The sequence below is a fragment of the Pseudomonas lini genome (assembly GCF_030812475.1).
GTDB classification, from domain to species: Bacteria; Pseudomonadota; Gammaproteobacteria; order Pseudomonadales; family Pseudomonadaceae; genus Aquipseudomonas; species Aquipseudomonas lini_A.
This window is the reverse complement of the sequence record NZ_JAUSSR010000009.1, coordinates 87,680-113,772: the sequence shown is the minus strand read 5'-3', so window position 1 is coordinate 113,772 and position 26,093 is coordinate 87,680. Positions and strand designations below refer to the sequence as shown.

General features: G+C 55.7%; 22 protein-coding genes and 3 pseudogenes. 13 read left to right on the top strand and 12 right to left on the bottom strand.

Annotated features, from left to right (window positions below):
- The first annotated feature begins 3 nt into the window (after window positions 1–3).
- Together J2W17_RS18370 and J2W17_RS18365 are read left to right on the top strand one after the other, a co-directional pair.
- Window positions 4–1,326 carry an Nramp family divalent metal transporter gene (locus J2W17_RS18370; RefSeq protein ID WP_307337086.1) on the top strand — a complete coding sequence of 441 codons (1,323 nt, stop codon included), beginning with the start codon at window positions 4–6 and terminating at the stop codon, window positions 1,324–1,326.
- On the top strand, window positions 1,323–1,742 hold the full coding sequence (locus J2W17_RS18365) for an SRPBCC family protein (RefSeq protein WP_307337083.1): 420 nt from the start codon (window positions 1,323–1,325) through the stop codon (window positions 1,740–1,742). The genes J2W17_RS18370 and J2W17_RS18365 overlap by 4 nt, the downstream gene beginning before the upstream one ends.
- A gap of 14 nt (window positions 1,743–1,756) precedes the next feature.
- Here the strand turns inward: J2W17_RS18365 and J2W17_RS18360 are convergent, their stop codons facing one another.
- Window positions 1,757–2,659, bottom strand: coding sequence for a LysR family transcriptional regulator (locus tag J2W17_RS18360; RefSeq protein WP_307337080.1), 903 nt, complete (start codon window positions 2,657–2,659; stop codon window positions 1,757–1,759).
- Window positions 2,660–2,913: 254 nt separating this feature from the next.
- Here J2W17_RS18360 and J2W17_RS18355 point away from each other — a divergent pair, with 254 nt between their 5' ends.
- Complete coding sequence (locus J2W17_RS18355; protein ID WP_307337077.1) at window positions 2,914–4,014, top strand: alkene reductase; 1,101 nt, start codon at window positions 2,914–2,916, stop codon at window positions 4,012–4,014.
- Here the strand turns inward: J2W17_RS18355 and J2W17_RS18350 are convergent.
- Window positions 3,999–4,943, bottom strand: a complete 945-nt coding sequence (locus tag J2W17_RS18350; RefSeq protein ID WP_307337074.1) for a LysR family transcriptional regulator — start codon at window positions 4,941–4,943, stop codon at window positions 3,999–4,001. The genes J2W17_RS18355 and J2W17_RS18350 overlap by 16 nt on opposite strands.
- Before the next feature lie 124 nt (window positions 4,944–5,067).
- Between J2W17_RS18350 and J2W17_RS18345 the strand changes: the two genes are divergently transcribed.
- Both J2W17_RS18345 and J2W17_RS18340 read left to right on the top strand, forming a co-directional pair.
- Window positions 5,068–5,928 (top strand): type 1 glutamine amidotransferase domain-containing protein, encoded by an 861-nt coding sequence (locus J2W17_RS18345; protein ID WP_307337071.1) that lies wholly within the window; start codon window positions 5,068–5,070, stop codon window positions 5,926–5,928.
- 405 nt (window positions 5,929–6,333) lie between these two features.
- A complete protein-coding gene (locus tag J2W17_RS18340; protein WP_307337687.1) occupies window positions 6,334–7,266 on the top strand; it encodes a TIGR03571 family LLM class oxidoreductase in 933 nt (310 codons plus the stop codon).
- 151 nt (window positions 7,267–7,417) lie between these two features.
- Here J2W17_RS18340 and J2W17_RS18335 read toward each other — a convergent pair.
- Window positions 7,418–7,552 (bottom strand): annotated as a pseudogene (locus J2W17_RS18335) (IS3 family transposase); the annotation flags it as partial.
- Between the two features lie 956 nt (window positions 7,553–8,508).
- On the opposite strand from J2W17_RS18335, the pseudogene J2W17_RS18330 reads away from it, so the two are divergent.
- Window positions 8,509–8,765, top strand: a pseudogene (locus J2W17_RS18330) (Arm DNA-binding domain-containing protein); the annotation flags it as partial.
- A 311-nt stretch (window positions 8,766–9,076) separates the two neighbouring features.
- Here the strand turns inward: J2W17_RS18330 and J2W17_RS18325 are convergent.
- A complete protein-coding gene (locus J2W17_RS18325) occupies window positions 9,077–9,529 on the bottom strand; it encodes an Lrp/AsnC family transcriptional regulator (protein ID WP_087693310.1) in 453 nt (150 codons plus the stop codon).
- A 147-nt stretch (window positions 9,530–9,676) separates the two neighbouring features.
- Between J2W17_RS18325 and J2W17_RS18320 the strand changes: the two genes are divergently transcribed.
- The 3 genes from J2W17_RS18320 to J2W17_RS18310 are packed head-to-tail and all read left to right on the top strand — an operon-like array spanning window position 9,677 to window position 11,663.
- Entirely contained in the window at window positions 9,677–10,294 is a 618-nt protein-coding gene (locus J2W17_RS18320; RefSeq protein WP_087693308.1) for a LysE family translocator, read from the top strand.
- A 24-nt stretch (window positions 10,295–10,318) separates the two neighbouring features.
- Entirely contained in the window at window positions 10,319–11,152 is an 834-nt protein-coding gene (gene panB, locus J2W17_RS18315; RefSeq protein ID WP_307337065.1) for a 3-methyl-2-oxobutanoate hydroxymethyltransferase, read from the top strand.
- 31 nt (window positions 11,153–11,183) lie between these two features.
- Window positions 11,184–11,663, top strand: coding sequence for a MaoC family dehydratase (locus J2W17_RS18310; RefSeq protein WP_307337062.1), 480 nt, complete (start codon window positions 11,184–11,186; stop codon window positions 11,661–11,663).
- Between the two features lie 58 nt (window positions 11,664–11,721).
- Here J2W17_RS18310 and J2W17_RS18305 read toward each other — a convergent pair whose 3' ends face one another.
- The 7 genes from J2W17_RS18305 to pyk all read right to left on the bottom strand — a co-directional run bounded on the left by J2W17_RS18305 (window position 11,722) and on the right by pyk (window position 19,552).
- A complete protein-coding gene (locus J2W17_RS18305; protein WP_307337059.1) occupies window positions 11,722–12,438 on the bottom strand; it encodes a TerC family protein in 717 nt (238 codons plus the stop codon).
- A 158-nt stretch (window positions 12,439–12,596) separates the two neighbouring features.
- Entirely contained in the window at window positions 12,597–14,120 is a 1,524-nt protein-coding gene (gpmI, locus tag J2W17_RS18300) for a 2,3-bisphosphoglycerate-independent phosphoglycerate mutase (RefSeq protein ID WP_307337056.1), read from the bottom strand.
- Between the two features lie 8 nt (window positions 14,121–14,128).
- Window positions 14,129–15,754, bottom strand: coding sequence for an NADP-dependent glyceraldehyde-3-phosphate dehydrogenase (locus tag J2W17_RS18295; RefSeq protein WP_307337052.1), 1,626 nt, complete (start codon window positions 15,752–15,754; stop codon window positions 14,129–14,131).
- Window positions 15,755–15,832: 78 nt separating this feature from the next.
- Window positions 15,833–16,630: a triose-phosphate isomerase gene (gene tpiA, locus J2W17_RS18290; protein ID WP_307337049.1), complete on the bottom strand. Its 798-nt coding sequence runs from the start codon at window positions 16,628–16,630 to the stop codon at window positions 15,833–15,835.
- 3 nt (window positions 16,631–16,633) lie between these two features.
- Complete coding sequence (gene eno / locus J2W17_RS18285; RefSeq protein WP_307337046.1) at window positions 16,634–17,935, bottom strand: phosphopyruvate hydratase; 1,302 nt, start codon at window positions 17,933–17,935, stop codon at window positions 16,634–16,636.
- Window positions 17,928–18,089: a hypothetical protein gene (locus J2W17_RS18280; RefSeq protein ID WP_307337043.1), complete on the bottom strand. Its 162-nt coding sequence runs from the start codon at window positions 18,087–18,089 to the stop codon at window positions 17,928–17,930. Before J2W17_RS18280 ends, eno begins: the two co-directional genes overlap by 8 nt.
- 14 nt (window positions 18,090–18,103) lie before the next feature.
- Window positions 18,104–19,552 carry a pyruvate kinase gene (gene pyk / locus J2W17_RS18275; protein WP_307337041.1) on the bottom strand — a complete coding sequence of 483 codons (1,449 nt, stop codon included), beginning with the start codon at window positions 19,550–19,552 and terminating at the stop codon, window positions 18,104–18,106.
- Window positions 19,553–19,855: 303 nt separating this feature from the next.
- Here pyk and J2W17_RS31150 point away from each other — a divergent pair.
- The 4 genes and pseudogenes from J2W17_RS31150 to otnC form a co-directional block, all read left to right on the top strand.
- Window positions 19,856–20,623: pseudogene (locus J2W17_RS31150) on the top strand (MCP four helix bundle domain-containing protein); the annotation flags it as partial.
- The gene (locus J2W17_RS31145) at window positions 20,621–21,484 is read left to right on the top strand and encodes a methyl-accepting chemotaxis protein (protein ID WP_373459998.1); all 864 of its coding nucleotides are present in this window, start codon (window positions 20,621–20,623) and stop codon (window positions 21,482–21,484) included. The pseudogene J2W17_RS31150 and the gene J2W17_RS31145, both read left to right, overlap by 3 nt.
- A 155-nt stretch (window positions 21,485–21,639) precedes the next feature.
- Window positions 21,640–22,581 carry a GntR family transcriptional regulator gene (locus J2W17_RS18265; RefSeq protein WP_307337035.1) on the top strand — a complete coding sequence of 314 codons (942 nt, stop codon included), beginning with the start codon at window positions 21,640–21,642 and terminating at the stop codon, window positions 22,579–22,581.
- A gap of 20 nt (window positions 22,582–22,601) precedes the next feature.
- Entirely contained in the window at window positions 22,602–23,240 is a 639-nt protein-coding gene (gene otnC, locus J2W17_RS18260; protein ID WP_307337031.1) for a 3-oxo-tetronate 4-phosphate decarboxylase, read from the top strand.
- Window positions 23,241–23,305: 65 nt separating this feature from the next.
- On the opposite strand, the gene acnA is transcribed toward otnC, so the two are convergent.
- On the bottom strand, window positions 23,306–25,990 hold the full coding sequence (acnA, locus tag J2W17_RS18255; RefSeq protein ID WP_307337027.1) for an aconitate hydratase AcnA: 2,685 nt from the start codon (window positions 25,988–25,990) through the stop codon (window positions 23,306–23,308).
- Window positions 25,991–26,093: the final 103 nt, after the last annotated feature.

Genomic DNA, 26,093 nt, shown 5'->3' with positions numbered 1-26,093 from the left:
TCGATGACGACACAGACCTTGTTATCGGAATGCCCCAGCGTGCCCGCCACTCGACCTTCGCCCACGCCGCAGCGCCTGTCGCTGTTGATGGGCCCCGGTCTGTTGATCGCGGTGGGTTACATGGACCCCGGCAACTGGGCGACCGGCATCGCAGCGGGTGCGCAGTTCGGTTACAGCCTGCTGTTCATGGTGGTGTTGTCGAGTCTGGCGGCCATGTTGTTGCAGACGCTGGCCTTACGGTTGGGCGTTGTCACAGGACAGGACCTGGCCCAGACCTGTCGACTTCACTACGGCAAGCCAGCCACATTCGCGCATTGGGCAATGGCGGAGATTGCCATCATTGCCACCGATATTGCCGAGGTCTTGGGTGCCGCGCTGGCGTTCAAATTACTGTTTAACCTGCCACTGGCCGTCGGCATTTTACTGACCGCGGTCAGCACCTTGGTCATCCTCGGCCTGAAGGGGGCTGCAAATGGCCGGGTGCAGAAGATCGTCCTGGTACTGGTGGCGACCATTGTCCTGTGCTTTGCTGTTGAACTGGCCTTGATCACGCTCGATACAATGGCCATGGTCCAGGGGTTTGTGCCTTCTCTGGACACGCTGGCTCAGCCAGGAGCCCTGTTCGTTGCAGTGGGCATCATCGGCGCCACCATTATGCCGCACAACCTCTACCTGCATTCATCACTGGCTCGGTCCCCCACCCGCATCAATGACGGTCAGCAGGTCAGACAATCGCTGCGCCGGGGTTCCAACGACACGACCCGCGCGCTTTCGATCGCCGCCGCCGTACAGGTTGCCATTCTGTTGGTGGCCGCCGCCGTGTTCCATGACAGCGGGCACGCCGAGGTTGGCAGCATCGAGCAAGCCCATCAACTACTGGCGCCCCTGACGGGGGGAGCCCTCGCCGCCGTACTGTTTGCCCTGGCACTGCTCGCGTCCGGCCAAAGCGCGACGCTGACCGGGACCCTCGCCGGTCAAGTGGTGCTCGAAGGTTTCCTGAAGCTGAAGGTTTCATTGTGGAAGCAGCGCGTCGTCACCCGCCTGCTGGCCATTGTGCCGACGCTGAGCGCTATCCTCTGGCTGGGGGATCGCGCAGTGGGCGATCTGTTGGTGTTTTCCCAGGTGGTGCTATCGATACAACTGCCGTTTGCGGTCTATCCGTTGATTCGTTTCACCCGCGATAAAACGCTGATGGGCGAGTTCGCTATTTCACGCCCGGTCGCTGTCATGGCCTGGCTGATTTTCCTGCTGATCAGTGCCGCCAATTTATGGCTGGTCGCATCAGTCATCCCTTGCCCCCCCCCTCCGCTACAGGTGAAAACATGAGTGAAGTCCACGTCTGGATTGCCATTGAACGTCCCATCGAACAGGTCTGGTCGCTTCTCGGCGGCTTTGACTGGCTGCCCCGCTGGCTCGATGTTATCGCCAGCAGCACCCTCAGTGACGGAGGACGTCTGCGCCATCTGAAAACCGCTGACGGGGCGATCATTGTCGAGCGTTTGCTTACGTTTGACGAAGATGACAAACACTACAGCTATGCCCTACTTGAAGGGCCCTCGCCGGTCATCGACTATGTCGGCACGATGTCAGCGCAAGCCGATGGCAAAGGCGGAACGCTGGCGTCCTGGTCGAGCACCTTTGTGGTCCAGGGTGCCGATGAAGCGCAGGTCACCTCGCATTTCGAGGCCCTCTATCGCAAAGGCCTAGAGCGCCTAAAAGCCGTCATTGAATCCAGCGACTGACGAAGGCGGCGGTTTCACCCGCGGTCCATAAAGGCTTGAAGACGCGGCACCATAAAGTCGAGGAACGTCCGGATACGCTGGGGCACATGTTGCCCACCCTGATACAGCGCATGGACTTCCTCGCAATCATGACCGCTTTGCGCGAGCACCTCGACCAGGCGCCCCGTGGCCAGGTCTTCATCAATGTGAAAATCCGCCAATCGGGCGATCCCGACACCGGCGATGGCCATGCGCCGGACCGTCTCACCATTGTTGGCTTGCAGGTTGCCCTGGACGATCCGATCAACGATACGGCCGCTCTGATTCATGGGCCAGACCGGACTGGAGCGGCGGAAATTGAAGCTCAAACAATTGTGTTCGGCGAGGTCTTCCAGGGTTTCGGGCACTCCGTACTTTTCCAGGTAATCCGGAGAAGCAACGATCTTGCGCCGAGCAATACCGATACTCCTCGCACGTAAAGTCGAATCAGTCAACACGCCAACACGGAAGGCAACGTCTGTTCGATCCAGGTACATGTCAACGATGTCATCACTCAAGGACAGGTTGATCTGGATGTTCGGGTGGGCTTCCCAGAAGGCCGGCAAATTGGGTTCGATCGCCATTGTGCCAAACGCAACCGAGGCATTGATGCGCACAGTTCCGCGTGCTTTTTGTGCGCCTTGGGCCAACACTCTTTCAACGTCGTCGAGCTCTGCCAGCAAAGCGTTACTGCGTTCATAGTAGATGCGTCCTTCATCCGTCAACGACAGCTTGCGTGTCGAGCGCTCCAGCAAGCGAACGCCCAGACGCAACTCCAGGCGAACAATCAATTTGCTGACCGTTGAAGGCGTCATCAGCATCTGGCGCGCGGCTTGCGAAAAGCTACCGGCATCGACAACCCGCACGAAGACCGACATCTCACCCGCTCTGTTATCCACGTCATTCTCTCTCTGAATTATTAGTGAAAAAATATCACAGGCGCTTCACTAAAAAGCACATAAATAATGGGGTAACGTTCACTTATCTTATGAATAAAATTCACATATATAGCCCTCTCCAACGCCTCGATGCACTCATCGGCATCCGGCGCAGTTGTGAAACGCCCTCACAGAACATGTTCAGCGTTGCCAGGTTATCAGCGAGCTACCCGGCGCCTACGCTCTTGAGCATCATCAAATGAGGACAGGTTTCTATGAGCACATTATTCGACCCCTGCCAGGCTGGCGTGCTGACGCTACGTAATCGCATCGCAATGGCACCGATGACCCGGGCTCGCAACCCCGATGGCGTCGCCAACGAACTGACCGCGCTTTACTACAGCCAACGGGCCAGCGCCGGACTGATCATTACCGAAGGCACTCCGATTTCACGCTCGGCTGAAGGCTTTCTGGCCATCCCCGGCATCTACACCACGCCACAGATCAATGGCTGGCGCAAAGTAACTCAGGCTGTCCACGATGCCGGTGGCGTTATCTTTACGCAGCTATGGCATGTCGGACGTGTTTCCCATGTCAGCATTCAGCCGGACGGTATCGCACCGGTCAGCTCGACCTCTCGGATTGCCCGCAACTCCCAGGCCTGGGGCATGACTGAAAATGGTGAGCCCGGGCCAGTCGATGTCTCCACCCCCCGTGCCCTCGGCACACACGAAGTCAAAGAGGTCATTCGTGACTTTGCCCAGGCAGCCGCCAATGCGATTGATGCCGGCTTCGATGGCATTGAACTGCATGGAGCGAACGGCTACCTGATCGAGCAGTTCCTCAATCCGTTGGTCAATGACCGGTCGGACGAGTACCGCAGCGATACCCTCGAAAACCGCGCGCGCTTTTTGCTGGAAGTGGTTGATAGCGTCATTGATCGAATTGGTGCGCAACGCACAGCCATACGCCTGTCACCGTTTGGCGGCCTGTTCGACATGGGGCTTTACGAGGACGTCGAAGAAACCTACCTGTATGTCGCCGATCAGCTTTCTCAGCGTGGATTGGCCTACGTCCATTTCATGGATCAACTGTCTCGTGGCAGCTCGCCGATTCCAAACGACTTCCTGAAAAAATTTCGCAGCCACTACCAAGGAACATTGGTTCTCGCCGGGGGCATGACCAAAGAGCGTGCCGAGAAATTCCTGCGCAACGGGTTGATTGACCTCGCCGCATTCGGTGAACCCTTTATCGCCAACCCCGACCTGGTTGAACGCTTGCACAACGACTGGCCGCTCTTAAAACCAGACCGCGCGCTGAGTTATGGTGGCGGCGCCAAGGGATATACCGATTACCCAACCTACTCGATCGCTTGACGCTCGTTGAGTGGCATGTGGGCTTGATCTGCCACCCCGCGAATCAGGAAGTCGATCAGCGCCCGGGACGCAGCCGATAGCTGGCGATGAGGCGGGAAAATCACCGAGAACGGTCGGGACCGTCCACCCGACTGTTCGAGCAGCGGCACCAGGCGTCCGCTTTCAATCCGCTCCCGAACAATAAAATCGTAGGTCTGACAAATCCCCATACCGTGCTCGGCCAAAGACACAGTGCCCAGCACGTCATCGGACACTTGAACACTCGCCTCAGGTATCCACTCCCGATCAATACCCTGCTCACAGAACAGCCAGGGGCCGACCCGACCGCTGCTGGGCATCACAAATGGCAGGCAGGCATGCGCTGGCAGTTCGTCGACGCTGTGCGGCGTACCTGCACGCCGGAGATAATCCGGCGCGGCAACCACGCACAAACGAGCGTCCTCAAGTTTGCGTCCAATCAGGCCACTGTCAGGTAATGGCCCAAGGCGAATGGCCAAGTCATACCCTTCGGCCACCAGATCCACATTTCGATTGCTGATGCTCAACTCAATGCGCACCTGCGGGTACTGCCGAGCAAAGCGGCAGAGCACTACAGGCAACCGGTAATGGCCGTAAGTCGTCGGCACACTAAGCCGTACACGGCCAGTCAACGCGCCTTCCTGCCCTTGGATCGTCCGCTCTGCATCATCGATTAGCGAGAACGCTGCGCGGGACTGTTCGAGATAAAGCAGTCCCGCCTCGGTCAGGCTCAGGCGTCGAGTTGTGCGCCTTAACAACTGAACACCCAGGCGTGTTTCCAGACGTGAGATCGCACGGCTGACCACTGACGGGGTAGTCGCCAGAAGAACGGCCCCAGCGCTTAGGGAGCCCTTCTCCACCACAGTGATGAAGACTTCTACGTCTGCGAGATAATCGAATCGCCGGCTCACCTTTACCTCCAAAGAACAAGTGATTTTACTTTACGCAAGTTTATCGCCCATGGAGGCATGAATATAGTCGTATCGGGATCAGACACCTACTGATCGAATTCACTCTCTACTGCTCGGAAATCCCATGCGCCCTATCACTCGACTCGCCCTTGCAATGACCATTTGCACCTCAGCCTTCAACGCACAGGCCAGTAACGTCCTGGTCGTGCTGTCTGATTCAGACCATCTTGAGCTCAAGGACAAGAAAGTCTTTGCAACCGGCTTTTACCTGAACGAATTGATGCAACCGGTAAAACTGATGCTCGATGCCGGGCACTCGGTGACCTTTGCGACGCCTACAGGCAAGGCGCCGACTTTGGACAAATCGTCCGCCGACAAGATGTATTTCAACGATGACGTTGCGGCACTGCAGGAGTACAAGGCGCTGCTAGAGCACCTCAAGATCACTTCGCCGGGTGAGTCACCGGTCATTAGCCTGTCGCGGGTCGAACAGATCGGCTACGAGAACTTCGATGCTGTCTATGTACCTGGTGGCCATGCACCTATGGAGGATCTGCTGCATAGCGCCGCATTGGGGAAGTTGCTGAACAACTTCCATAACAACGGCAAGACAACCGCCCTCGTTTGCCATGGCCCGATTGCGCTACTGTCGACTCTGTCCGACCCAACAGCCTTCACTCGGAAACTCGAAGTCGACGGCAAAGCCCCAACACATGGCTGGACTTATGCAGGATACAAATTCACGGTCATCAGCAATCAGGAAGAGGAACTGGCCAAGGGCTTGTTGAATGGCGGTGCGATGAAGTTCTATCCGCAAACGGCACTGGAACAAGCCGGCGGCGTATACAGTAGCAACACTTCACCGTGGACCAGCCATATCGTCATCGATCGCGAACTGGTGACCGGTCAAAACCCTGGTTCAGCGCTGGATGTGGGTAAGGTGATACTCGATCGACTCAAGTCCCAGAGCCAAGCGAAAGACTGATCGATTCACAAACTCTCACTTTTTTCACCGACAGTACATTGCCGCTGGGATTGTCTTTAGGCCGCCGCTTACGCAACGTGAAGGCGTAGGCCTGAAGCTCCTCCACTTGGGAAATAGGGGAACAAATGAAGTGAACGAACCACGACTAGTCGGCCGGACAGTCATTACCACAAATCACGCACAAACATAACGCCGCTCAATTAGCGGCATTTTTTTGAGTTTTGAACGGGAAGCGAGACTCGCAGCGATTGCCCCTTCCTCCTCCAGACAGGAAAGCTTTCTAATCGTGCATTTTAATCAAGACTATTGTGCTGTCTGATGCATTTTTCTCCGGGATGGAGCCGCAGATACTGTCGGTATTCACCCATGGAGTCGCCCTGCATCATGCAAGGCGCAGGAGACCTGATGAACTCACATTTTCAACGTTTGCTCGGCCCTAACAACTTCTCCATCGGACTGGAATTACCGCTGGACAATGATTGGTCCACTGCCGGCCAACGCTTGCGCATGTTGGAAAAGCGCCCTTTTGGCGTCCCCGATCTGAAGCAACATGCCCAACTGGCCCGATTGGCGGACAACAGTGGTTTTCGAGCCCTGTGGGTTCGGGATGTGCCGGTCTATGACCCAAATTTTGGAGATGCTGCACAGGTTTTTGAGATCTTTTCCTACTTGGGTTATCTGGCCGGCATCACCCAAAACATCATGCTCGGCACTGCCGCGGTAGTGTTGCCGCTACGACAACCGTGGTTGACCCTCAAGGCTGCCAATAGCATCGACGAACTGAGCGAGGGCCGCCTGCTATTGGGGGTGGCCAGTGGCGATCGACCGATGGAGTACCCGCTGTTCGGTGTCGACTACGACCAACGGGGAGCGCTTTTTCGCAGCACCGTCGAACTGCTGAAAAGCCAAGGCATTGGACATCTGCCGGAGGGAGCCCAACTATTACCGCAGCGTGAAGAGCCCTTTCCCCTGCTGGTTGCCGGACTTGGCCAACAATCACCGACCTGGATTGGAGAGCACATGGATGGATGGCTCGCCTACCCTGGAACGCCGCAGGAACATCGTCGGCGTGTAGGGCTCTGGCGTGAGGTGGGGGCTGACAAACCCTATATCACCTTTCTGCATCTGGACCTTGAAGCCAATCCGCATTCGCCAATGAAACCGCTGCGTTTCGGTGGACGCGGCGGGCGAATGGCGCTCATTGAGGAGCTAGAGGCGTTGCGTGAGTCAGGTGTGCAGCATGTTGGCCTGCATCTACGTCACAGCGAACGCCCCGTTGCGGAGGTGGTTGAAGAGATCGCCGAGTACGTTTTGCCCAGATTTCACGACGTAGTCTGACGTGCTGTAGGGAGCGGCACCTGAAGGTCATGCAACGTCCCTCTCCCGTCATTTAGGGGGACCGTCCGACCAACATATATTTCTTATCTAAACACGCAGCGCGACAGTATCCACGTAGATTTGATCTGCCCCCGAAAAATTGGACGCTTTTCTATCCCCTACCGGCCTGAGCCCTGTATTCAACAGGGCTCAGGCTACCTAGCTTCAGTCTGATACTCGAATGATTGCAGAGGTGTGTGTACTCCCTCAACCCGGCTTCAAGCTCATCGAGATTATTGAATTTGGATGAGGTAGAAACGGGCAAGAGTTTCGGCAGAACGATGGCCGGTTGCTCAAAGGTTGGGCTGTGTCCGACACCCCGCATCACAATCAACTCTGATCGCGGCAACACTGTAGAGCTCAGCAAGCGCGTTGCTCTCAATAAAACGATCCATGATCACCCAAAGGGAATACGAATACAGCATTTTGCCAACCGCTCTCGGAGCACGTAATGCGCTTTATGCGCCAAGTACGTGGCGTCACCATCGCAAGCTAACTTCGCTAACGCTAGGCAAATCTAGGTCATCCACGATGGCGAAATACAAGAAGCAGCCAGGTTACTCCTAAGCAGCTTCGTGGAATCAATTCTCTGGTTCGTTGACCAGCCAGTAAACCTTCGCTGCCCCTCCCTGTCTCGCGTAACTGATACAGAACACCATCAGATCACTAAGGTGAGCATTGATCGCCAAGCGGCGAATTCCAGGCTGAACACCGATCACGGAAAACGTGAGCTTGGTGGCCGGTGTAGTTTTCAACAGCTGAGTAACGTCGGCTCTGTTGCCGCAAACAAAGTAGGAGGGTGATGTGTGCCGCCAACTAGGTCCATCCATGCCCTCCATCGCCAACTTCCTGGGGGGGCATTGGCACACCGAAATCTTGCGCCCATCTCCTCCCCAAGAGGTGAGGATTCCACCGAAAGCCAGCCGTTTTGCAGGGGTAAAAACGACCAAAAACAAAAAGGGGTCGCGAGATAAAATCTCGCAACCCCTTGAATTATATGGTCGGGACGGAGTGATTCGAACACTCGACCCCTAGCACCCCATCTCCTTTTTCATACTTCTTGAAAGCTTCCAAAATTTTACTCTGGATTTTTCCAAGCTAGTATTTACTTGAGTTCCAGCGGCATTTTGCTCTACGAGAGTCCAGGAACGTCCATCAAGAGCCGACGTTTTTGTGGGGGGAAAAGTAGGGGGAACCCATTTTATGGCCAAAATCACCATCAAAGAACTCGAGTCGCTGACCGTTAATGATGCCGGCCGGATACTCAGGGAGGATGGCAATCTCGCCGGTCGAATTTCAGCCCGTAAGGACGGTGTGTCGGTCAGCTTTTTCTCGCTATCGGTGGGGCGAGCAGAACAAAAAGTACGCCTGCGGCGTCTTGGCCGCGCAAATCCCTGGCGGACATCCGCAAGGCACGCAACCAGACCCGAGCACTTATTGATGAACAGATGAATCCCAACGGTTCGCGGCCTTAGAAGCAATCAGTAGGAACGAAGCGTTTATCAATATGACACTCGCAGTGCTGATGGCGCCGGAGTGACTTCGTCTTCGAGTCAAAAGGTGCATGTGACTTGATTCCTCCGCCGGTAAAAATATCCAAACAATCCCGTTGGGTGATTTCCTCAAAATTACTGCTGTAATTCAACCGTTGACGGCAAGCTCAGGCTGCTTTCACAGAATTTAGTTGTGTTGCGTCGACCGGTTGCATCCACAGCCAAAAACGGACCTTCAGCAGATCAAGCTCGTAGGTTTTCTACTCCCGCATTTCACACTACAGCGGCAGAGGTCGATCCTGCACGACACGCTTCATAACAAGCGTTGAGGTCAATCGTTGAACATTGGGCAATGTCGAAAGGCTCTCATCGTAGAGCTGCTGAAAGGCCGGTAGATCCTGGGTGATGACATGCAGCAGGTAGTCCGGCTCGCCAAACAACCGCTGGGCATCGACCACTTGCGGGATATCGATGAGTGCCGTCTCAAACGCTTCGACAGCCTGCCTGTCTCCCTCACGCAGCGTGGCAAATACCATGGCGGAGAAGTTGAGACCCAATGCACTCGGGTCCAGTTGTGCTCTGTAGCCAAGCAACACACCCGACTCTTCCAGTGCCCGCACGCGCCGGTGGCAAGGGGAAAGGCTCAGCCCCACGCGTTCGGCAAGCTCGGTGACCGACAGGCGACCATCTTTTTGCAACTCAGAAAGAATCTTGCGATCAATCCTGTCCATTTAGAAGAATCTCCCACTCTTGAATGGTTTCATGACCATTTTTGAAAACAAATTCTAACAAGTTTTACTTATTCTTCCTCACACAAATTATTGTTGGAGCGGGACGATGCAAAGCGCGGTGTGTTATCTGCGGGAATGGGTAGCGCCATGACCTTAAGTATTTTCGTGGCCTTCTGGGCGGTGTCGATTTTGTTCGTCATCACCCCAGGTGCTGATTGGGCATACGCGATTTCGGCGGGGTTGAGGGGACGGGTAGTCATACCCGCCGTTGGCGGGCTGTTGTCCGGTCACTTGCTCGCAACGGTGATTGTTGCAGGTGGTGTCGGCACGCTGGTGGCGAACCACCCAGTTGCCTTGTCGGTACTTACCGTTACTGGTGCGGGTTATTTACTGTGGTTGGGCATCAACATGCTTGCCTGCCCTGCTACACCCCACGCAGATGACATTCAGGCATCGGGCTCATGGAAGCGTTGGGCGATCAAGGGCCTTTGCGTAAGCGGGCTGAATCCGAAGGTGTTTCTGCTGTTCCTGGCACTATTGCCTCAATTCACCGACGCTGCCGCTGCCTGGTCTGTGCCAATGCAGATGATTGCGCTGGGGCTCATCCACACCGTTAGTTGCGGCGTGATCTATCTGCTGGTCGGATTTGGCTCTCAGGTCGTACTGCAAGCGCGTCCCGCAGCGGCCCGATTCGTCAGCCGTTTCTCCGGAGCGGCCATGATCATCATCGCCGTCGTTTTGCTCAGCGAGCAGATGCTCGGTTAGTTCATTTTTTAGCGAGACAACCTCATGAGCGATCAGCCTTCCCCGTATGGAAACACCAAACCGACGACACGAGTCCGAATCCCGCATCTGAAGCAGATGAAAATTGAAGGCCAGAAATGGGCAATGCTTACCGCGTATGACATGTACAGCGCCGCAATTTTCGAAGAAGCCGGAATACCCGTCCTGCTGGTGGGCGACTCCGCGTCCAACAATGTCTACGGCAATGACTCCACGTTATCCGTTACCGTAGACGAACTGATTTCTCTGGTTCGCGCCGTCAGCCGTTCGACACGGCGGGCACTGGTGATTGCCGACCTGCCTTTCGGCTCTTATCAAGCATCGGCGGAGCAATGCTTCCACACGGCCGTGCGATTCATGAAAGAGGCCGGTGCGCAGGCGGTCAAGCTCGAAGGCGGCATCGAAATGCTGCCTCAGGTCGAGAAGCTTGTTAGCTCAGGCATACCGGTCATGGCACACATTGGCTTCACACCTCAGATGGAACATCAACTGGGTGGCTACCGCGTCCAGGGCCGGGGCGATGATGCACAGCGTCTGATAGACAGTGCCAAGGCATTTGAAGCAGCAGGCGCATTCGCTATTTTGATTGAGATGGTGCCGGGGGATGTGGGGCGAGCAATCACTGAAGCCGTTTCAATTCCTACCGTCGGGATTGGCGCGGGTAACCAATGCGATGCCCAAGTGCTGGTGTGGCAGGACATGGCAGGGCTGCGCACCGGTCGCCTACCACGCTTCGTCAAACAGTACGCCGACCTTCGTTCGGTACTTCACACGGCAGCGAGCGACTTTGCACGCGAAGTCGGTGAAGGGACATTTCCAAGCCCTGAACATACGTTTTAACCGTCCACCCTCATCAATCCAGGGAGCCTTAATGAAGAGTCTGAGGCAACGTGCCGCCGAAGGCCTCCAGGTCGGTGATCGGTTCACAATTGCCCGCTGTTTCTCAGATGACGATATTCGTCATTTCGCGCAGGTTTCCCGCGACTACAGCCCGGTCCATTGCGACGCACGCTATGCCCAGCGGCATAAGTTCAAGGCACCCATTGCCCATGGACTACTAACAGCCAGTCTAGTGACCGAGATTGGCGGGCAAATCGGTTGGCTGGCAACCGGGATGAATTTCGTGTTCAAGCGACCGGTTTACGCGGGAGAGCAGATCACCTGCCACTGGCTCATCGCGGACATCGATGAACGCGGCCATGCTAAAGCCGAAGTCAGGATAATGAATGCAGAAGGCATCACTGTGATGGAGGCAACAACTTCTGGTGTGCTACCTGGAACTGAAGAGCGTGAATGTCTCAAGCTGATGCTCTCTGAAGGAGATCCCACCAACGGTGCTGCCAATCCATGAATTGATGGCTTGGAAATGGCTCACTGAAGTGAGGCGTCCTTGCCCCGTTGTCACGATTTTATGCGGCCTTTAGCGTTCTGAACCGAATATTCAATGCCTCCACCGCCAGCGTAAAAGCCATGGCAAAGTAGACATACCCTTTAGGCACGTGTTGCCCCATGGCGTCCGCGATGAGCACAACGCCCACGACAATCAAGAACGCCAGGGCAAGCATTTTCAAGCTCGGGTGCTTGTCGATAAACGCACTGATCGCTCCAGCCGCAAGCATCATGATCAGCACAGCGACCACAATGGCCGCGACCATCACCGGCACATGGGAGACCATCCCCACAGCAGTGATGACCGAATCCAGAGAAAATACGATATCGATGATCGCGATCTGAATAATGGTGCTCAAAAAGCCAGCGCCTTTTTTACCAAACTCAGACTCCCCCTCTTCTCCACCTTCAAGTTCTTGAAAGATCTCGCTGCTGCTTTTCCATAACAGAAACAATCCACCGAAAAACAGAATCAGATCACGGCCCGAAATCCCTTGATCGAAAACCTGAAAGAGATTTGCCGTCAGCCGCATGATCCAGGTGATGGAAAGCAGCAGAAGAATGCGAGTGACCATGGCCAGCGCCAATCCGAAGAAACGCGTTTGCGGCTGCATGGCTTTCGGCATGCGGCTGACCAGAATCGAAATCATGATGATGTTGTCGATACCCAAGACAATTTCCAACACCGTCAGGGTAAAAAATGCGATCCAGATTTCCGGATTGAGAAACCATTCCATAACGTCAAAACTCTCGATTGATCAGAAAAAAAGGCACTACCAATATTGGTAATGCCTGCATGCTCAAATGAGCGAGTCGTGGTAAGCCGCATCGCCTCGACGGGGGCGACCAAACCAATCGTCGGTGCGGCGATGCACTGATGGCACCTGTCAGCCAATCAGACGGTAAGAAGCGATTTGCCATCCATTTCTGATGGAATAGACAAATTCAACATCTGCAATAAAGTCGGAGCGATATCGCACAGCCGACCATTCTTCAGCCCCGCGCGACCGTGCAGTTCACTCACCAGAATCAGGGGCACAGGGTTCAAGGTGTGAGCCGTGTGTGCCTGACCAGACTCGACGTCGAGCATTTGTTCGACGTTGCCATGGTCGGCTGTAATCAGGCATTCGCCACCTGCGGCGAGCGTCGCTTCAACCACCCGGCGCAGACAGTCATCAAGCACTTCTACGGCCTTTACAGCAGCGTCAAAAGACCCGGTGTGGCCCACCATGTCACCATTGGCATAGTTGCAAACGATCAGATCGAATGTGCCGCCGGCGATGGCGTTGACCAGATGATCCGTCAAGAGCGGTGCACTCATCTCAGGCTGGAGATCGTAGGAAGCAACGTCCGGTGAAGGAATCAGGATCCGCTCCTCTCCCTCGAAAGGCAGCTCTCTGCCACCGTTGAAGAAGAACGTTACATGGGCGTATTTTTCGGTCTCGGCAATACGTAATTGCCTCTTTCCAAGCATCGCCAGATGCTCGCCCAAGCTGTTGCTGATGGCCTCGGGACCGAACGCACACGGGCAGTCCAGCGCTTCGGAATATCGGGTCAATGTCAGCAGCCGATCCTTGGGCAACACAAATGGCCGCTCAAACGCGTCGAAGTCAGGCCCGATAAATGCCCGGGTCAATTCCCGTGCTCGATCAGGACGGAAGTTCATGAAGATCATAGCGTCATCGGCGCCAAAACTGACGGGCTGGCCAATCGTTGTCGGCTTGACGAACTCATCCGACTCCCCGCATTCGTAAGCAGCGGACAAAGCCTCACAAGCCGTTGTCGCGTGACGCTCAGCCTTTGCTGAAACAATCAGACGGTAAGCGGCTTCAATCCGCGGCCAGCGGTTGTCGCGATCCATCGCATAGTAACGACCAACCAGCGAGACGATCCGGCCGGCGCCCAGTCGAGCAAATTCACGCTCCAAGGCCTCAAGCGATGCCTGCGCGCTCTTGGGCGGAGTATCCCGACCATCGAGAAAGCCATGCACGTAGATCTTCTCGATCCCCTGCTCAACCAGACACCCGCATGCCGCGACAATCTGATCGATGTGGCTATGAACACCACCGGGAGAAAGCAGGCCCATGACATGCACAGCGCCATCGCGGGACTTCACCCCCTGGAGCAGTTCCAGCAACGCTGGGTTGTGTGCGAACTCTCCATCCGCGAGCGCCTTATCAATCCGGGTCAGGCTTTGGTAAACCACCCTGCCTGCTCCCAGGTTCATATGGCCTACTTCGGAATTCCCCATCTGACCTTGAGGGAGCCCAACCGCCAAACCTGATGTTTCGATCTGGCTGTTCGCAAAGCGCGCAAGCAGCGCATCGAATGTAGGCTTTCTGGCCGCTGCAAAAGCGTTCGAGTCAGTTGCCTGACGAATGCCGACACCGTCGAGAATAATCAAAGAGCGCGTAGTCATCTTTCCCCCTAGAAGATGTAGTCGGTGGTCAAGAAACTCGACTCACGATGACGGATGATGTCGCTGACCAGCTCTTTATTGCTCTCCTGGAATTTGGTGGCGACCAACGTCCGGATGGAGAACACCCGCAAGGCGTCGTCAACCGACAGTGTGCCTTCGGCAGAGTTTTTGCGCCCGTTGAAGGGAAAGCTGTCCGGACCGCGCTGGCATTGCGCGTTGATGTTGATACGTCCAACTTGGTTGGCAAACGCATCGACCAATCGCCCAACCTGCGCGGAGTTGTTACCGAAGATGCTCAGTTGCTGGCCGAAATCTGATTCGAGGACATAGTTGATGACTGTCTCCAGATCGCGGTAAACCACCACTGGCACCACCGGGCCGAACTGCTCCTCGTGGTACACGCGCATGTCAGATGTCACTGGGTACAACAAGGCTGGATAGAAGAATGTTTCGCAGACTTGACCGCCACCCGCATTGACGACTTTGGCGCCTTTGCTGACAGCATCGGCCACAAGACCGGTGAGGAAATCAGTCTTACCTGGCTCTGGCAGTGGCGTTAAAGCAACCCCTGCCTCCCAAGGCATGCCCGGTTTCAGCTGGGCAAGCTTCGACTGAAACTTATCGAGGAAGGCATCAACGACGTTTTCATGCACAAAAAGAATTTTCAGCGCCGTGCATCGTTGGCCATTGAAAGACAGTGAACCGGTAACGGCCTCTGAAACGGCGTTATCCAAATCGACATCAGGCAGGACGATGCCTGGGTTTTTCGCATCCAGGCCAAGTGCTGCACGCAGGCGGTGCGGCTTGGGGTGCAGCTTTTTTAGATCACTGGCAGCCTTGTTGGTACCGATGAACGCGAAGACATCGATCTTGCCGCTGGCCATCAAAGCGCTGACAGTTTCTCGGCCACTGCCGTAGATGATGTTGATGACCCCAGCCGGAAAGCTGTCACGGAACGCTTCGAGCAGAGGCCGGATCAGCAAAACACCGAACTTGGCGGGTTTGAACACCACGGTATTGCCCATGATCAAAGCCGGGATCAACGTAGTGAACGTCTCGTTCAGGGGATAGTTGTAAGGCCCCATGCACAGAGTCACACCCAAGGGAACGCGGCGAATCTGTCCCAAGGTGTCTTGCTCAAGCTCGAAACGGCTTGAACGACGATCCAGTTCCTTCAGGGCATTGATGGTGTCGACGATGTAATCACAAGTGCGATCGAACTCTTTCTCCGAGTCCTTCAGGTTCTTGCCGATCTCCCACATCAACAACTTCACCACGGCTTCACGTTGTTGGCGCATACGCTTGAGGAATGCCTCCACGTGACGAATACGCTCGACGACACGCATGGTCGGCCACGCGCCCTGACCACGATCATATGCTTGCACCGCAGCATCCAATGCGGTCATGGCAGTCTGTGCATCCAAAAGCGGTGTACTGCCCAAAATGACTGACTCATATCCCGACTCTTTCTTCAGGCACACAGGGCTACGGACCGGAGCTAATGGACCGTCCCACAACCGCAACTCGCCATTGACGAGATAGTCGCGCTGTTCGATAGCCGGTCCTGGACGGAAAACGGCAGGAATTTCGTCAGCGCTAGGAAACAACGCCTCAAGTCGATTGTTCAAAGTCATATTTATACCTCGGTGCCTGCACCAGGCGCTGCCCGTAGACAGTGAACGGACACGCAGCGCCTACACATTGAAAAGAATTCAGATCGCGATAGATTCGGTCGTTGGGTTGGCCTCAGCCGCCCTGCAAATGGCCGCGAAAGACATCGCATCCAGAGACGCTCCGCCGATCAAGCCGCCGTCGATATCGGGTTGATTGAACAGTTGCTCGGCGTTGTCGGCCTTGACACTTCCACCGTACAAAATCCGGCAATCAGCGGCGGCTGCGCGGTCTTCGTCAGCCAACCACTGGCGGATGTGTCGATGCACTGCTTGCGCCTGCTCTGGCGTCGCCGTTTCACCGGTACCAATTGCCCAGACAGGCTCGTAGGCAATGACGCCTTTAACCAGATCCTGAATGCCAACAGCCTTCAGTACCGCGCTCAACTGAGTGGTGACGATCGCTTCAGTTTCGCCGCCCTGACGTTGCGCCAGGGTTTCGCCCACACACAAAACCGGAATGAGCCCAGCGCGAAGCGCAGCAGCAAATTTCTCTGCCACCAGGTCATCGTTCTCTGAGTAAAGTGCCCGACGTTCCGAATGTCCGACCAACACGAAGCGGCAGCCGATGTCGTGGAGCATCGAAGCGCTGACTTCACCGGTATGAGCGCCTGATAGCTGGGAGCTAAGATTCTGAGCACCGAGCGAAACGTCTGAATCATCCAGCAAATCAGCGACCGTCGTCAGGTAGGGAAACGGCGGGCAGACTGCTACTTCAACGCTTTCAAAACGCGAAATCACCGGAAGTACGCTACGCAGCAATGACGCATTGGCAGTGCTGCTCCCGTTCATTTTCCAGTTGCCGATCACCAGCTTTTTTCTGTTCGAAGAGGTCTGCATGATTCAGGCTTTCCTGTTCAAAAGCGCAGCGGTGTTGTAGGGCGCTCGCTCCTGCAAGGCCTCTTCAATGCGCAACAAACGGTTGTATTTACCTACACGATCCGAGCGGCTGAGGGAGCCTGTCTTGATCTGCCCCGCGCAGGTGGCGACGGCGAGATCGGCTATGGTGGTGTCCTCGGTCTCACCCGAACGATGGGAAATGACTGCGGTGTAACCAGCATCTTGCGCCATGCGGATGGCGTCCAGCGTCTCGCTGAGTGTTCCGATCTGGTTGAACTTGATCAGGATCGAATTACCGATTCCTTTCTGAATTCCTTCTCGCAGTATTTTGGTGTTGGTCACGAACAGGTCGTCACCCACCAATTGCAGGTGACCCAGTTTTTGAGTCAGGCCTGCCCAGCCGTCCCAATCGCTTTCGTCCATCCCATCTTCAATAGAAATAATCGGGTATTTGTCACAGAGCATCGCCAGGTAATCAGCGAAGCCTGCCGAACTGAATGCCTGATCTTCACCGGAGAGCACATATTGACCGCCCTTGTAAAACTCAGAGGCAGCACAATCGAGTGCCAGGGTAATGTCTTTTCCCAGCTCGTAACCCGCTCTACTGACTGCTTCCTTGATAACAACCAGCGCTTCTTCGTTGGAGGCCAGGGAAGGAGCAAAACCACCTTCATCCCCCACCGCGGTGCTCAGGCCACGCTCCGACAACACTTTCTTCAAGGAATGGAACACCTCGGCGCCCATGCGCAGCCCTTCCCGGAACGACGATGCTCCGACTGGCTGAATCATGAACTCCTGAATATCAATGTTGTTATCGGCGTGCTCACCACCGTTGATGATGTTCATCATCGGAACCGGCATGCTGAACTTGCCCGGCGAGCCGTATAGCGCAGCCAAATGTTCGTATAAGGGAATGTTCTGAACCTTGGCAGCCGCTTTGGCGGTCGCCAGCGAAACGGCAAGAATCGCGTTGGCTCCCAGAATGCTCTTACTTTCCGTGCCATCCAGGGCGATCATGACATTGTCGATTTCGCGCTGATTCAATGCATCCAGTCCGATCAGGCACTCGCGGATCGGGTTGTTTACATTCTCGACCGCCCGCATGACACCTTTGCCCATGTAGCGCGATGCGTTGTCTCGCAGTTCAAGCGCCTCGCGTGAACCGGTCGAGGCACCAGAGGGGACGCTGGCGGTGGCCGTCACTCCATTCACGAGAGTTACCACGGCTTCAACAGTCGGGTTCCCTCGCGAGTCCAGAATTTCCCGAGCGCTGATTTGTTGTATTTGGCTGTTCTTGTTAAGCATGGTTTTCCCCCTTCGGATGGTTCGGAGCTAACGTGTCGTCGCTCTGCGACGTCAGTAATTCCTGCTGCTCCGCGTACTGCTCACGAAAATCGAAATCTCTTGGCCACGATTCACTTTCAGTCGAGTCCTGGTCTGCTGAATTGATCTCACTCATCAGTGCTTCCTCACTCAGCGAATGGCTTCACCGACGCACACGACTCGAAGGGAGTTAGTGCCGCCTTGGGCGTTTGCGTAGTCGCCTTTGGTAATCAGAACGTGATCGCCAGCTTTCACGACGCCACGCTGGGTCAGCTCCGCAACGGCCTTCTCATTCACCAACTCTGGGGCGAAATCATCGCTGTCGAATGGAATGGTGGTGACACCACGAAAAAGCGTGACCCGATTCTGAGTAGCCAGGTTGCGAGAGAATGCAAAAATGGGCAGGTGTGAGCGTATGCGCGACATCAAACGGGGGGTATCGCCGCTTTCCGTCATGCAGATAATGGCTTTGACGCCATGCAGATGGTTCGCTGCATACATTGCCGACATGGCAATGGATTCATCGATCTTGTGGAACACTTGATCGACACGATGCTTGGAGCGATGGGACTGCGGGTGTTTTTCGGCGCCGATGATGATCCGGTGCATGGCCTCAACCGTCTCGATCGGATAGGCACCGGCTGCAGTTTCAGCGGAGAGCATCACCGCATCGGTGCCATCAAGCACGGCATTGGCCACGTCGAACACTTCAGCGCGGGTCGGCATCGATTGAGTGATCATCGACTCCATCATCTGCGTCGCCGTGATGACTACGCGATTCAGCGTGCGGGCACGGTCGATAATCAGCTTTTGCACGGCAACCAATTCTGCGTCGCCAATCTCGACGCCTAGATCGCCACGAGCGACCATTACACCTTCCGACGCTTCAATAATCGCATCCAGAATGCGTAGGTCATTGACGGTTTCTGCCCGCTCAATCTTGGCGATCAGACCTGCCTGCCCTCCTGCTTCATGCAGCAGCCGACGAGCCAACTGCATGTCCGACGCATCGCGCGGGAACGACACGGCGAGGTAATCCACCTGCATTTCTGCGGCAGTCTTGATATCGGCGAAGTCCTTTTCGGTCAGCGCCGATGCAGACAACCCGCCACCTTTACGGTTGATGCCTTTGTTGTTCGAAAGCGGCCCGCTGACCAGAACTTCGCAGATCAGTTGCGTGGCCTCGACCTTCAAGACCTTAAGCTCAATTCGTCCATCATCGAGCAGCAGAATGTCGTCTGGGCGGCTATCGGTAATCAGCGCTTCGTAGTCAATACCGACTCGCTGCTTGTTCCCCGCATTCTTGTCCAGAGAAGCGTCGAGAACGAACTGCTGACCCTTTTCGAGGATCACTTTTCCTTCAGCAAACCGCGCAATGCGAATTTTCGGACCTTGCAAATCTGCCAGTACCGCCACGAAGCGACCGTGCTTGGCAGCCAACTCACGAACCAATCTGGCACGGGCGATGTGATCCTCGGCCTTGCCGTGGGAAAAATTCAGACGCACGACATCTACGCCCGCTTTCACCAATCCCTCGATGGCTTCGAATGATTCTGTTGCTGGCCCTAACGTGGCCACGATCTTGGTTCTGCGCTGCATGACAGATGCTTCCTCGAACAGGGTTTTATTATTGAATGCAAAGGAAATCTGGATTCTATTTATGGCTATTAGCGTGTAAATAACCAATCAGAGCAAAGCAATCTGATCGGTCGCGCTAACAACCTCGGCTCGATTAAATCCTTTAAACCTCATAGCTCCTGCCTTACACGCAAATCTTCAAGGTGAGCCGCCTAGAAAAATCGCCTAAAAAATATTGGCACATTGACACACCAAAATGCAATGCTATTTTAGTCAGCACAAATACACGCATCCGGCCAAGACCCGGATCCTGCCAAAGGGACAATGCTCATGCTGCCAAGACACCTCTCAATCGCCAGTCGAATGGTTCTCGGGTTCTTCATCATTGCTGCGCTGAGCGTCGCCCTGGGGGTATTCGCACTGCGGCAGATTGACGAGGTGCAAGATCAATCGATCCAAATCAAGGACAACTGGCTTCAGCGAGTCCGTGCGTTGGGTGCCGCGAATGCCGCACTGAATCGCTATCGGATGGGATCGATGCAGCACATTCTTTCGGTCAGCGAAAAAGACATGCAGTCCTACGAGGACAAAACCGCCGGGCGGTTGCAGCAAGTCCGGGAGCAAATGCAAACCTATGCTCAGTTGCTGACCAGCGATGAAGACAGAGGCCGCTTGAGCGCGTTTAACGCCAGCCTTGAGGTGTATGCAAAGAATCACCTCGACTTACTCAAGCTATCTCGGCTAGGCGATAAGTCCGGCGCAAGGGAGTTTTTGATGACCATCAGAGACTCGTACGACCAGATGACCAAGAACTTCGATGACCTGATTGATCGCTCGAACCAAGGGGCAGAGGCCGCGGGCAATCAATCAATCGATGCCTATCAACGAGCTGTCAGAGGCGTGGTGCTGGTCATTATCATGGTAGGCATCGGCACTATTCTGGTGGCGTGGCTACTGACCCGTAGCATCACTGCACCGCTGAATGAAGCCGTAAGAGCGGCCAGAACAATTGCCGAGGGGGATTTAAGTAAACCCATCCAACCGACCGGTAATGATGAAGCCACTCGCCTGCTCGAATCCCTGGCGACCATGCAGAACAACCTGATCAAAACCCTGAGTCAAATCTCCGGATCCTCGAAGCAGCTGACCTGCGCCACCGCTCAACTGAACACCGCTGCAGAGACGTCAGGCCAGGATATCCATCAGCAACATGCAGAGATCGAACAGGCAGCCACGGCGGTCAATGAGATGACAGCGGCCATTGAGGAGGTGGCCCGTAATGCGCTGTCGACTTCAGAGTTGTCACTGGCTTCCAGGGACATTGCACTACGTGGCCAGCAGCGCATGGTAGAAACCCTCGGGGCCATCGAAACACTCACCCGAGACGTGCAACTCAGCTCAAAACAAGTGGAAGGTCTGGCGGATCAGGCACAAGGCATCGGCAAGGTTCTGGACGTGATTCGCACGATAGCCGAGCAAACCAATCTGTTGGCGCTGAACGCTGCCATTGAAGCAGCGCGGGCGGGTGATGCGGGACGGGGCTTCGCCGTGGTCGCCGATGAAGTCCGTGCGCTCGCTCACCGTACCGCGCAGTCAACGCGAGAAATTGAAGAAATGATCAGCGGGATCCAGAGCGGCACGGACACTGCCGTGTCGACCATGCTCAGCAGCAGTGAAAACACCCGCCTCACACTCTCTTTGGCCCAGTCCACCCAAAGTGCTTTGGCAGAAATCGTGGCCGCCAACGACGACATCAACCAACGAAATTTGATGATCACGACGGCGACTGAGGAACAAGCCCATGTTGCGCGTTCGGTCGACCAGAACTTGCTAAACATCCGGGACCTGTCTGTTCAATCAGCCACAGGCTCACAACAAACCACCCGTGCGTCTCAATCCCTCGGGTTGCTGGCCCATGAGCTGAATTCCATGGTTCAACACTTCAAGATGTAACGGTGGCAGCCGTGCAATTTTTTGCATAATGCCACGTTAAAAAGTAGTCATGCGCGACAAAACCTGATCGAATCAAGCAATGCCTCATTTGATCCCACATTCCGGTTCAACCGGTTTGTGTTTGTCGCCACCCCATTGCGTAAGTGAACACAAATATGGCCTCAAGCGCGCTCGTACAACGAATCGCTGCCGAGATCCGGCAGAAAATCCAGACCGGAGAGCTATCGCTGGGCGCTCACTTGAGCGCACAAAAAGTCGCCGACGAATTCAGCGTCTCTCGTTCTCCGGCGCGCGAAGCACTGGTCTTGCTCTCGGAGCAAACCGTTCTTGAGCAACTGCCCAATCGCGGGTTCTTCGTATTGGAGTCAGTGCAGGATCCTTCGCAGATCCAAGATGAGGTGCTTCCTCTTGAAGAGCCGGATGAATACTACCGACTCTCGGAAGACTGGTTGAACAACGCAATCCCGGGGGAAGTGACGGAGCAGTTTCTTCGCACTCGCTATGACCTGACCAAAGCCCAGGTCATCGATATTCTCAATCGCGCCGCCAAAGTCGGATGGGCTGAGCCGAAGCCTGGTTATGGCTGGCGTTTTCTGGATGTGGCGAAGACACCCGAAACCCTTGAACAAATCTACAAGGTGCGCTCGCTGATCGAGCCCGCGGCACTGTTGGAGCCGACTTATCTGCACGATTTGGGCAAGCTGCAACGCTTGAAAAAAGAGCAGCAGGACCTGCTCAACGGCGGCATTGATAGCCTGCCGGCGGATGTTCTCCTAAAAAATGGTATCCGCTTCCACGAGGAGTTCATCAAGCTGTCTGGTAACCCGCTGTATCACATGATTTTGGTGCAGATGAACAACATGCGGCGGCTGATCGAATACCGCTCAATGATCGACCGCAAGCGACTCTACAAGCAATGTGCCGAACACATTCGGATGATCGAACTGGTGGAACAGGGCAATAACCTGGAAGCCGCACATTTGATGAAGCAGCACTTGAGCGGCTCTTTTGCTCACAAATCGCCGATCCTGAAACTGCGATCGGAGTCCGCCGAAATTACCCCTTCACTTTCAGGCCTCAACACTGGCCCCACATAACTATTCGAGGAGAGCACACGTTGAGTACCGAAGAGCAACTACGCGAAGAAATCTGCATTGTCGGAAAAAGTCTCTATGACCGCGGTTATACCGTGGGCAGTGCAGGCAACATCAGCGCACGTTTGGAAGATGGCTGGTTGATCACCCCCACCGACGCCTGCCTGGGAAGATTGAAGCCGCAAGAGATCGCAAAAGTCAGCAAGGACGGCACTTGGGTCTCGGGCAGCAAACCGTCCAAGACCCTGGAATTGCATCGCCAAGTGTATGACCGCAACCCTGAAGTGAACGGCGTGGTTCACACCCATTCGACCTCGCTCGTAGCGCTGACACTTGCAGGGGTCTGGAACAACGACGATATCCTTCCACCCTTGACGCCTTACCAAGTCATGAAGGTTGGTCACATCCCATTGATCGCTTATCAGCGTCCCGGCTCTCCAGATGTGGCTGTGCAAGTGGCGCAATTAGCCAACACTGTGCGAGGCGTGATGCTGGAGCGGTTGGGCCCTGTCGTTTGGGAAAGCTCTGTGTCGAAAGCCAGCTTTGCGCTGGAAGAGCTTGAGGAAACGGCCAAGCTTTGGATGATGAGCAATCCCAAGCCTGCACCGCTGGGCGAAGAGGCAATTGAAGACCTGCGCCGGGTGTTCTCTGTTAAGTGGTAATCCCTCTTTCCGCCAAAGCGGCCCTTGAGCACGGAGCAGACAGTGTTCAAGGGCCGGTCTTTCGTTTAGGCCACCGCCTCGGCGACAACCTTACGCACGACATAGGGCAAAATCCCGCCCTCCTTCAAGTACAGAATCTCCTGCTGGGAATCAAGTTGCAGAATCAACGACACCGACATCTGCCCTCTGTCAGTACCACTGATCGTCAAGCGCACCGGATTGGCCCCCACCTGCAACGTCTCCAGTCCGCTGAAGTCCAGTGACTCATTACCCGCCATCTGCAAGCTCTGGGCATCGACACCTGCTGCAAAGGTGATGGGCAGAATGCCCATGCCGATCAGGTTGCTGCGGTGGATACGCTCAAAACTTTGCGCGATGACGGCTTTGACGCCCAGCGTGGCTTGCGCCTTGGCGGCCCAGTCACGGCTGGAGCCCGCGCCGTAGTTGAACCCGGCGAAAATCACCAGCGGTACATCCTTGGCGACATAGCTCAGCGCCGCGTCGTATACCCGCTGAATGGAGCCATCATAAGACGCCGCAAATCCACCTTCTCCCGGCTGTTGATCCAACAATCGATTCTTCACTGCCCGATTGACGAACGCGCCGCGCATCATCACTTCGTGGTTGCTGCGCCGGGTCGAGTATTGATTGAGATCGTTCGGGTTTTCGCCGCGCTCGGTCAACCACTGTCCGGCCTGGCTTTCGAGTGGAATCGCACTGGCGGGTGAGATGTGGTCGGTGGTGACGTTGTCGCCCAGCACCATCAACACCCGCGCGTCATGAATCGACAGCTCAGTGGAAGCCTGGGGTTTGACGTTTTGCAGATAAACGGGGCGACGCAGATAAGTCGAATCCGGCGCCCAAGGAAATTGCACACTGCCACTGGCCGACAGTGCCTGCCAGTGATGAGTGCCGTCCCACAGCATGGCGTTGCGTTTGCGGAACAGGTCCGGGCGAACGGTCTCGCTGACCAGCGCCTGAATTTGCTCTTCAGTCGGCATCAGTTCATGCAGATACACGTCGTTGCCCGCCGAATCCTGACCCAACGGCTCAGTTTGTATATCCATGTTGATGGTGCCGACTAACGCGTAAGCGACGACCAGCGCCGGTGAAGCCAGGTAACCGACCTGCACGCGAGGATTGACCCGCCCTTCGAAATTGCGATTGCCGGACAGCACCACCACGGTTTTCAGGCCCTGGTCCGAGAAGCGCTCCATGTGTTCTTCGAGGCTGCCGGAGTTGCCGATGCAGGTCATGCAGCCAAACCCGGCCAGGTCAAAACCCAGGGCCGAGAAGTCGCTCAGCAGATGGGCTTTTTCCAGGTAGTCCGCGACCACCCGCGAGCCTGGCGACAGCGATGTCTTGACCCAGGGCTTGCTGCGCAAGCCGCGACGCCGGGCGTTGCGGGCCAGCAATCCGGCCTGGATCATCTGGCTCGGGTTCGCCGTGTTGGTGCAACTGGTGATCGCCGCCAGGGAGATGGCGCCATGGGTCAGCGCCTGACCAAACGAAGGCTCGAAATATTCGGCCTCAGTATCCGAGGAGCGAGCGATCACACCCTCCCGCTCACCCAGAATGTCCTGGCGAAAGGACGGTGCGGCGTCCGCCAGTTTGCGCCACTGATGCGGCTGATGAGGCCCGGCGACACTCGGTTCGATGGCCGCCAGGTCCAGCTCGATCAAGTCATCGAAATGCGGCTCGGGCAACGAGTCGTGGCGCCATAGGCCTTGCGCTTCGAGGTACGCTTCAATGCGCGCAATAGTGTCCTCACTCCGCCCGGTCAGATGCATATATTCCATCGTGCTGTCGTCGAACGGGAAGAACACCACGGTGGCGCCATACTCGGGAGCCATGTTCGACAACGTACCGCGCGCCGCCCAACTGAGTTTCGACAAACCAGGCCCGCAGAACTCGACGAACTTGCCCACCACGCCTTTCGCACGCAGCATCTGAGTGATGCGTAATGCCAGATCGGTAGCCGTCACGCCGGGCCGCAGTTCGTTGCTCAAGCGTATCCCGACAACCTCAGGAAAGCTGATCGGCACCGGCTCGCCCAGCATGGCAGCCTGCCCTTCCAGCCCGCCCACGCCCCAGCCCAGCACGCCGATGGCGTTGATCATGGGCGTGTGGCTGTCGGTCGCGACGATATCGTCAGGATGCAGCAGCGGCTGGCCGTCGGCAGTCTGGCTTTCCCAGACAACGGTAGCCAGTGACTCCATGTTGACCTGGTGGATGATCCCGGTGCCCGGCGGCACCACCTTGAAATTGGTCAGGCTCTTTTGTGCCCACTTGATGAATTCATAGCGCTCGGAGTTGCGGCGATAATCGATGTCGAGGTTCTTCTCGACGGCATCCACCTCGGCGTAGCGCTCGACAATCACCGAATGATCGATGACCAGCACTGCAGGAATCATCGGGTTCATGGTTTCCGGTGCACCGCCCATTTCCGCCACCATGTCGCGCATGCCGGCAAAATCAGCCAGCGCCGGCAGGCACGTCGTATCGTGGAACATCAACCTGTTGGGATAAAAAGGCACTTCGCAGGCAGGCGCCCCTTCGCGTATGCACGCAATGAAATTGTCCAGAGACGCCGGTGAACAACGCGCCACATTCTCCAGCAGGATGCGGATCGAATAGGGCAAGCTAAAGAGCTCGTCCGGGGTCAGTATCTTGTGCAGATCCACGTAGGCGTAACGGGTGTCGCCCACTTGAAGGTGGCTTTGATGACGTGCGTCGATAGCTGAAATCATGGGTTTATCATTCACCGGTTGAGTGCATGAACAAACGACTCTATTCGGTCGTTCAGTTGGACCTAGCGTAATCAAAGGCCGACCCGAGTAAAATTGAGCGTTG

What these genes read in the sequence shown, in the direction of transcription:
- J2W17_RS18370 (WP_307337086.1), top strand. Translation starts at nt 4, where the DNA reads ATGACGACACAGACCTTGTTATCGGAATGCCCCAGCGTGCCCGCCACT.
- J2W17_RS18365 (WP_307337083.1), top strand. Translation starts at nt 1,323, where the DNA reads ATGAGTGAAGTCCACGTCTGGATTGCCATTGAACGTCCCATCGAACAG.
- J2W17_RS18355 (WP_307337077.1), top strand. Translation starts at nt 2,914, where the DNA reads ATGAGCACATTATTCGACCCCTGCCAGGCTGGCGTGCTGACGCTACGT.
- J2W17_RS18345 (WP_307337071.1), top strand. Translation starts at nt 5,068, where the DNA reads ATGCGCCCTATCACTCGACTCGCCCTTGCAATGACCATTTGCACCTCA.
- J2W17_RS18340 (WP_307337687.1), top strand. Translation starts at nt 6,334, where the DNA reads ATGAACTCACATTTTCAACGTTTGCTCGGCCCTAACAACTTCTCCATC.
- J2W17_RS18325 (WP_087693310.1), bottom strand. Translation starts at nt 9,529, where the DNA reads ATGGACAGGATTGATCGCAAGATTCTTTCTGAGTTGCAAAAAGATGGT.
- J2W17_RS18320 (WP_087693308.1), top strand. Translation starts at nt 9,677, where the DNA reads ATGACCTTAAGTATTTTCGTGGCCTTCTGGGCGGTGTCGATTTTGTTC.
- panB (WP_307337065.1), top strand. Translation starts at nt 10,319, where the DNA reads ATGAGCGATCAGCCTTCCCCGTATGGAAACACCAAACCGACGACACGA.
- J2W17_RS18310 (WP_307337062.1), top strand. Translation starts at nt 11,184, where the DNA reads ATGAAGAGTCTGAGGCAACGTGCCGCCGAAGGCCTCCAGGTCGGTGAT.
- J2W17_RS18305 (WP_307337059.1), bottom strand. Translation starts at nt 12,438, where the DNA reads ATGGAATGGTTTCTCAATCCGGAAATCTGGATCGCATTTTTTACCCTG.
- gpmI (WP_307337056.1), bottom strand. Translation starts at nt 14,120, where the DNA reads ATGACTACGCGCTCTTTGATTATTCTCGACGGTGTCGGCATTCGTCAG.
- J2W17_RS18295 (WP_307337052.1), bottom strand. Translation starts at nt 15,754, where the DNA reads ATGACTTTGAACAATCGACTTGAGGCGTTGTTTCCTAGCGCTGACGAA.
- tpiA (WP_307337049.1), bottom strand. Translation starts at nt 16,630, where the DNA reads ATGCAGACCTCTTCGAACAGAAAAAAGCTGGTGATCGGCAACTGGAAA.
- eno (WP_307337046.1), bottom strand. Translation starts at nt 17,935, where the DNA reads ATGCTTAACAAGAACAGCCAAATACAACAAATCAGCGCTCGGGAAATT.
- J2W17_RS18280 (WP_307337043.1), bottom strand. Translation starts at nt 18,089, where the DNA reads ATGAGTGAGATCAATTCAGCAGACCAGGACTCGACTGAAAGTGAATCG.
- pyk (WP_307337041.1), bottom strand. Translation starts at nt 19,552, where the DNA reads ATGCAGCGCAGAACCAAGATCGTGGCCACGTTAGGGCCAGCAACAGAA.
- J2W17_RS31145 (WP_373459998.1), top strand. Translation starts at nt 20,621, where the DNA reads ATGCAGAACAACCTGATCAAAACCCTGAGTCAAATCTCCGGATCCTCG.
- J2W17_RS18265 (WP_307337035.1), top strand. Translation starts at nt 21,640, where the DNA reads ATGGCCTCAAGCGCGCTCGTACAACGAATCGCTGCCGAGATCCGGCAG.
- acnA (WP_307337027.1), bottom strand. Translation starts at nt 25,990, where the DNA reads ATGATTTCAGCTATCGACGCACGTCATCAAAGCCACCTTCAAGTGGGC.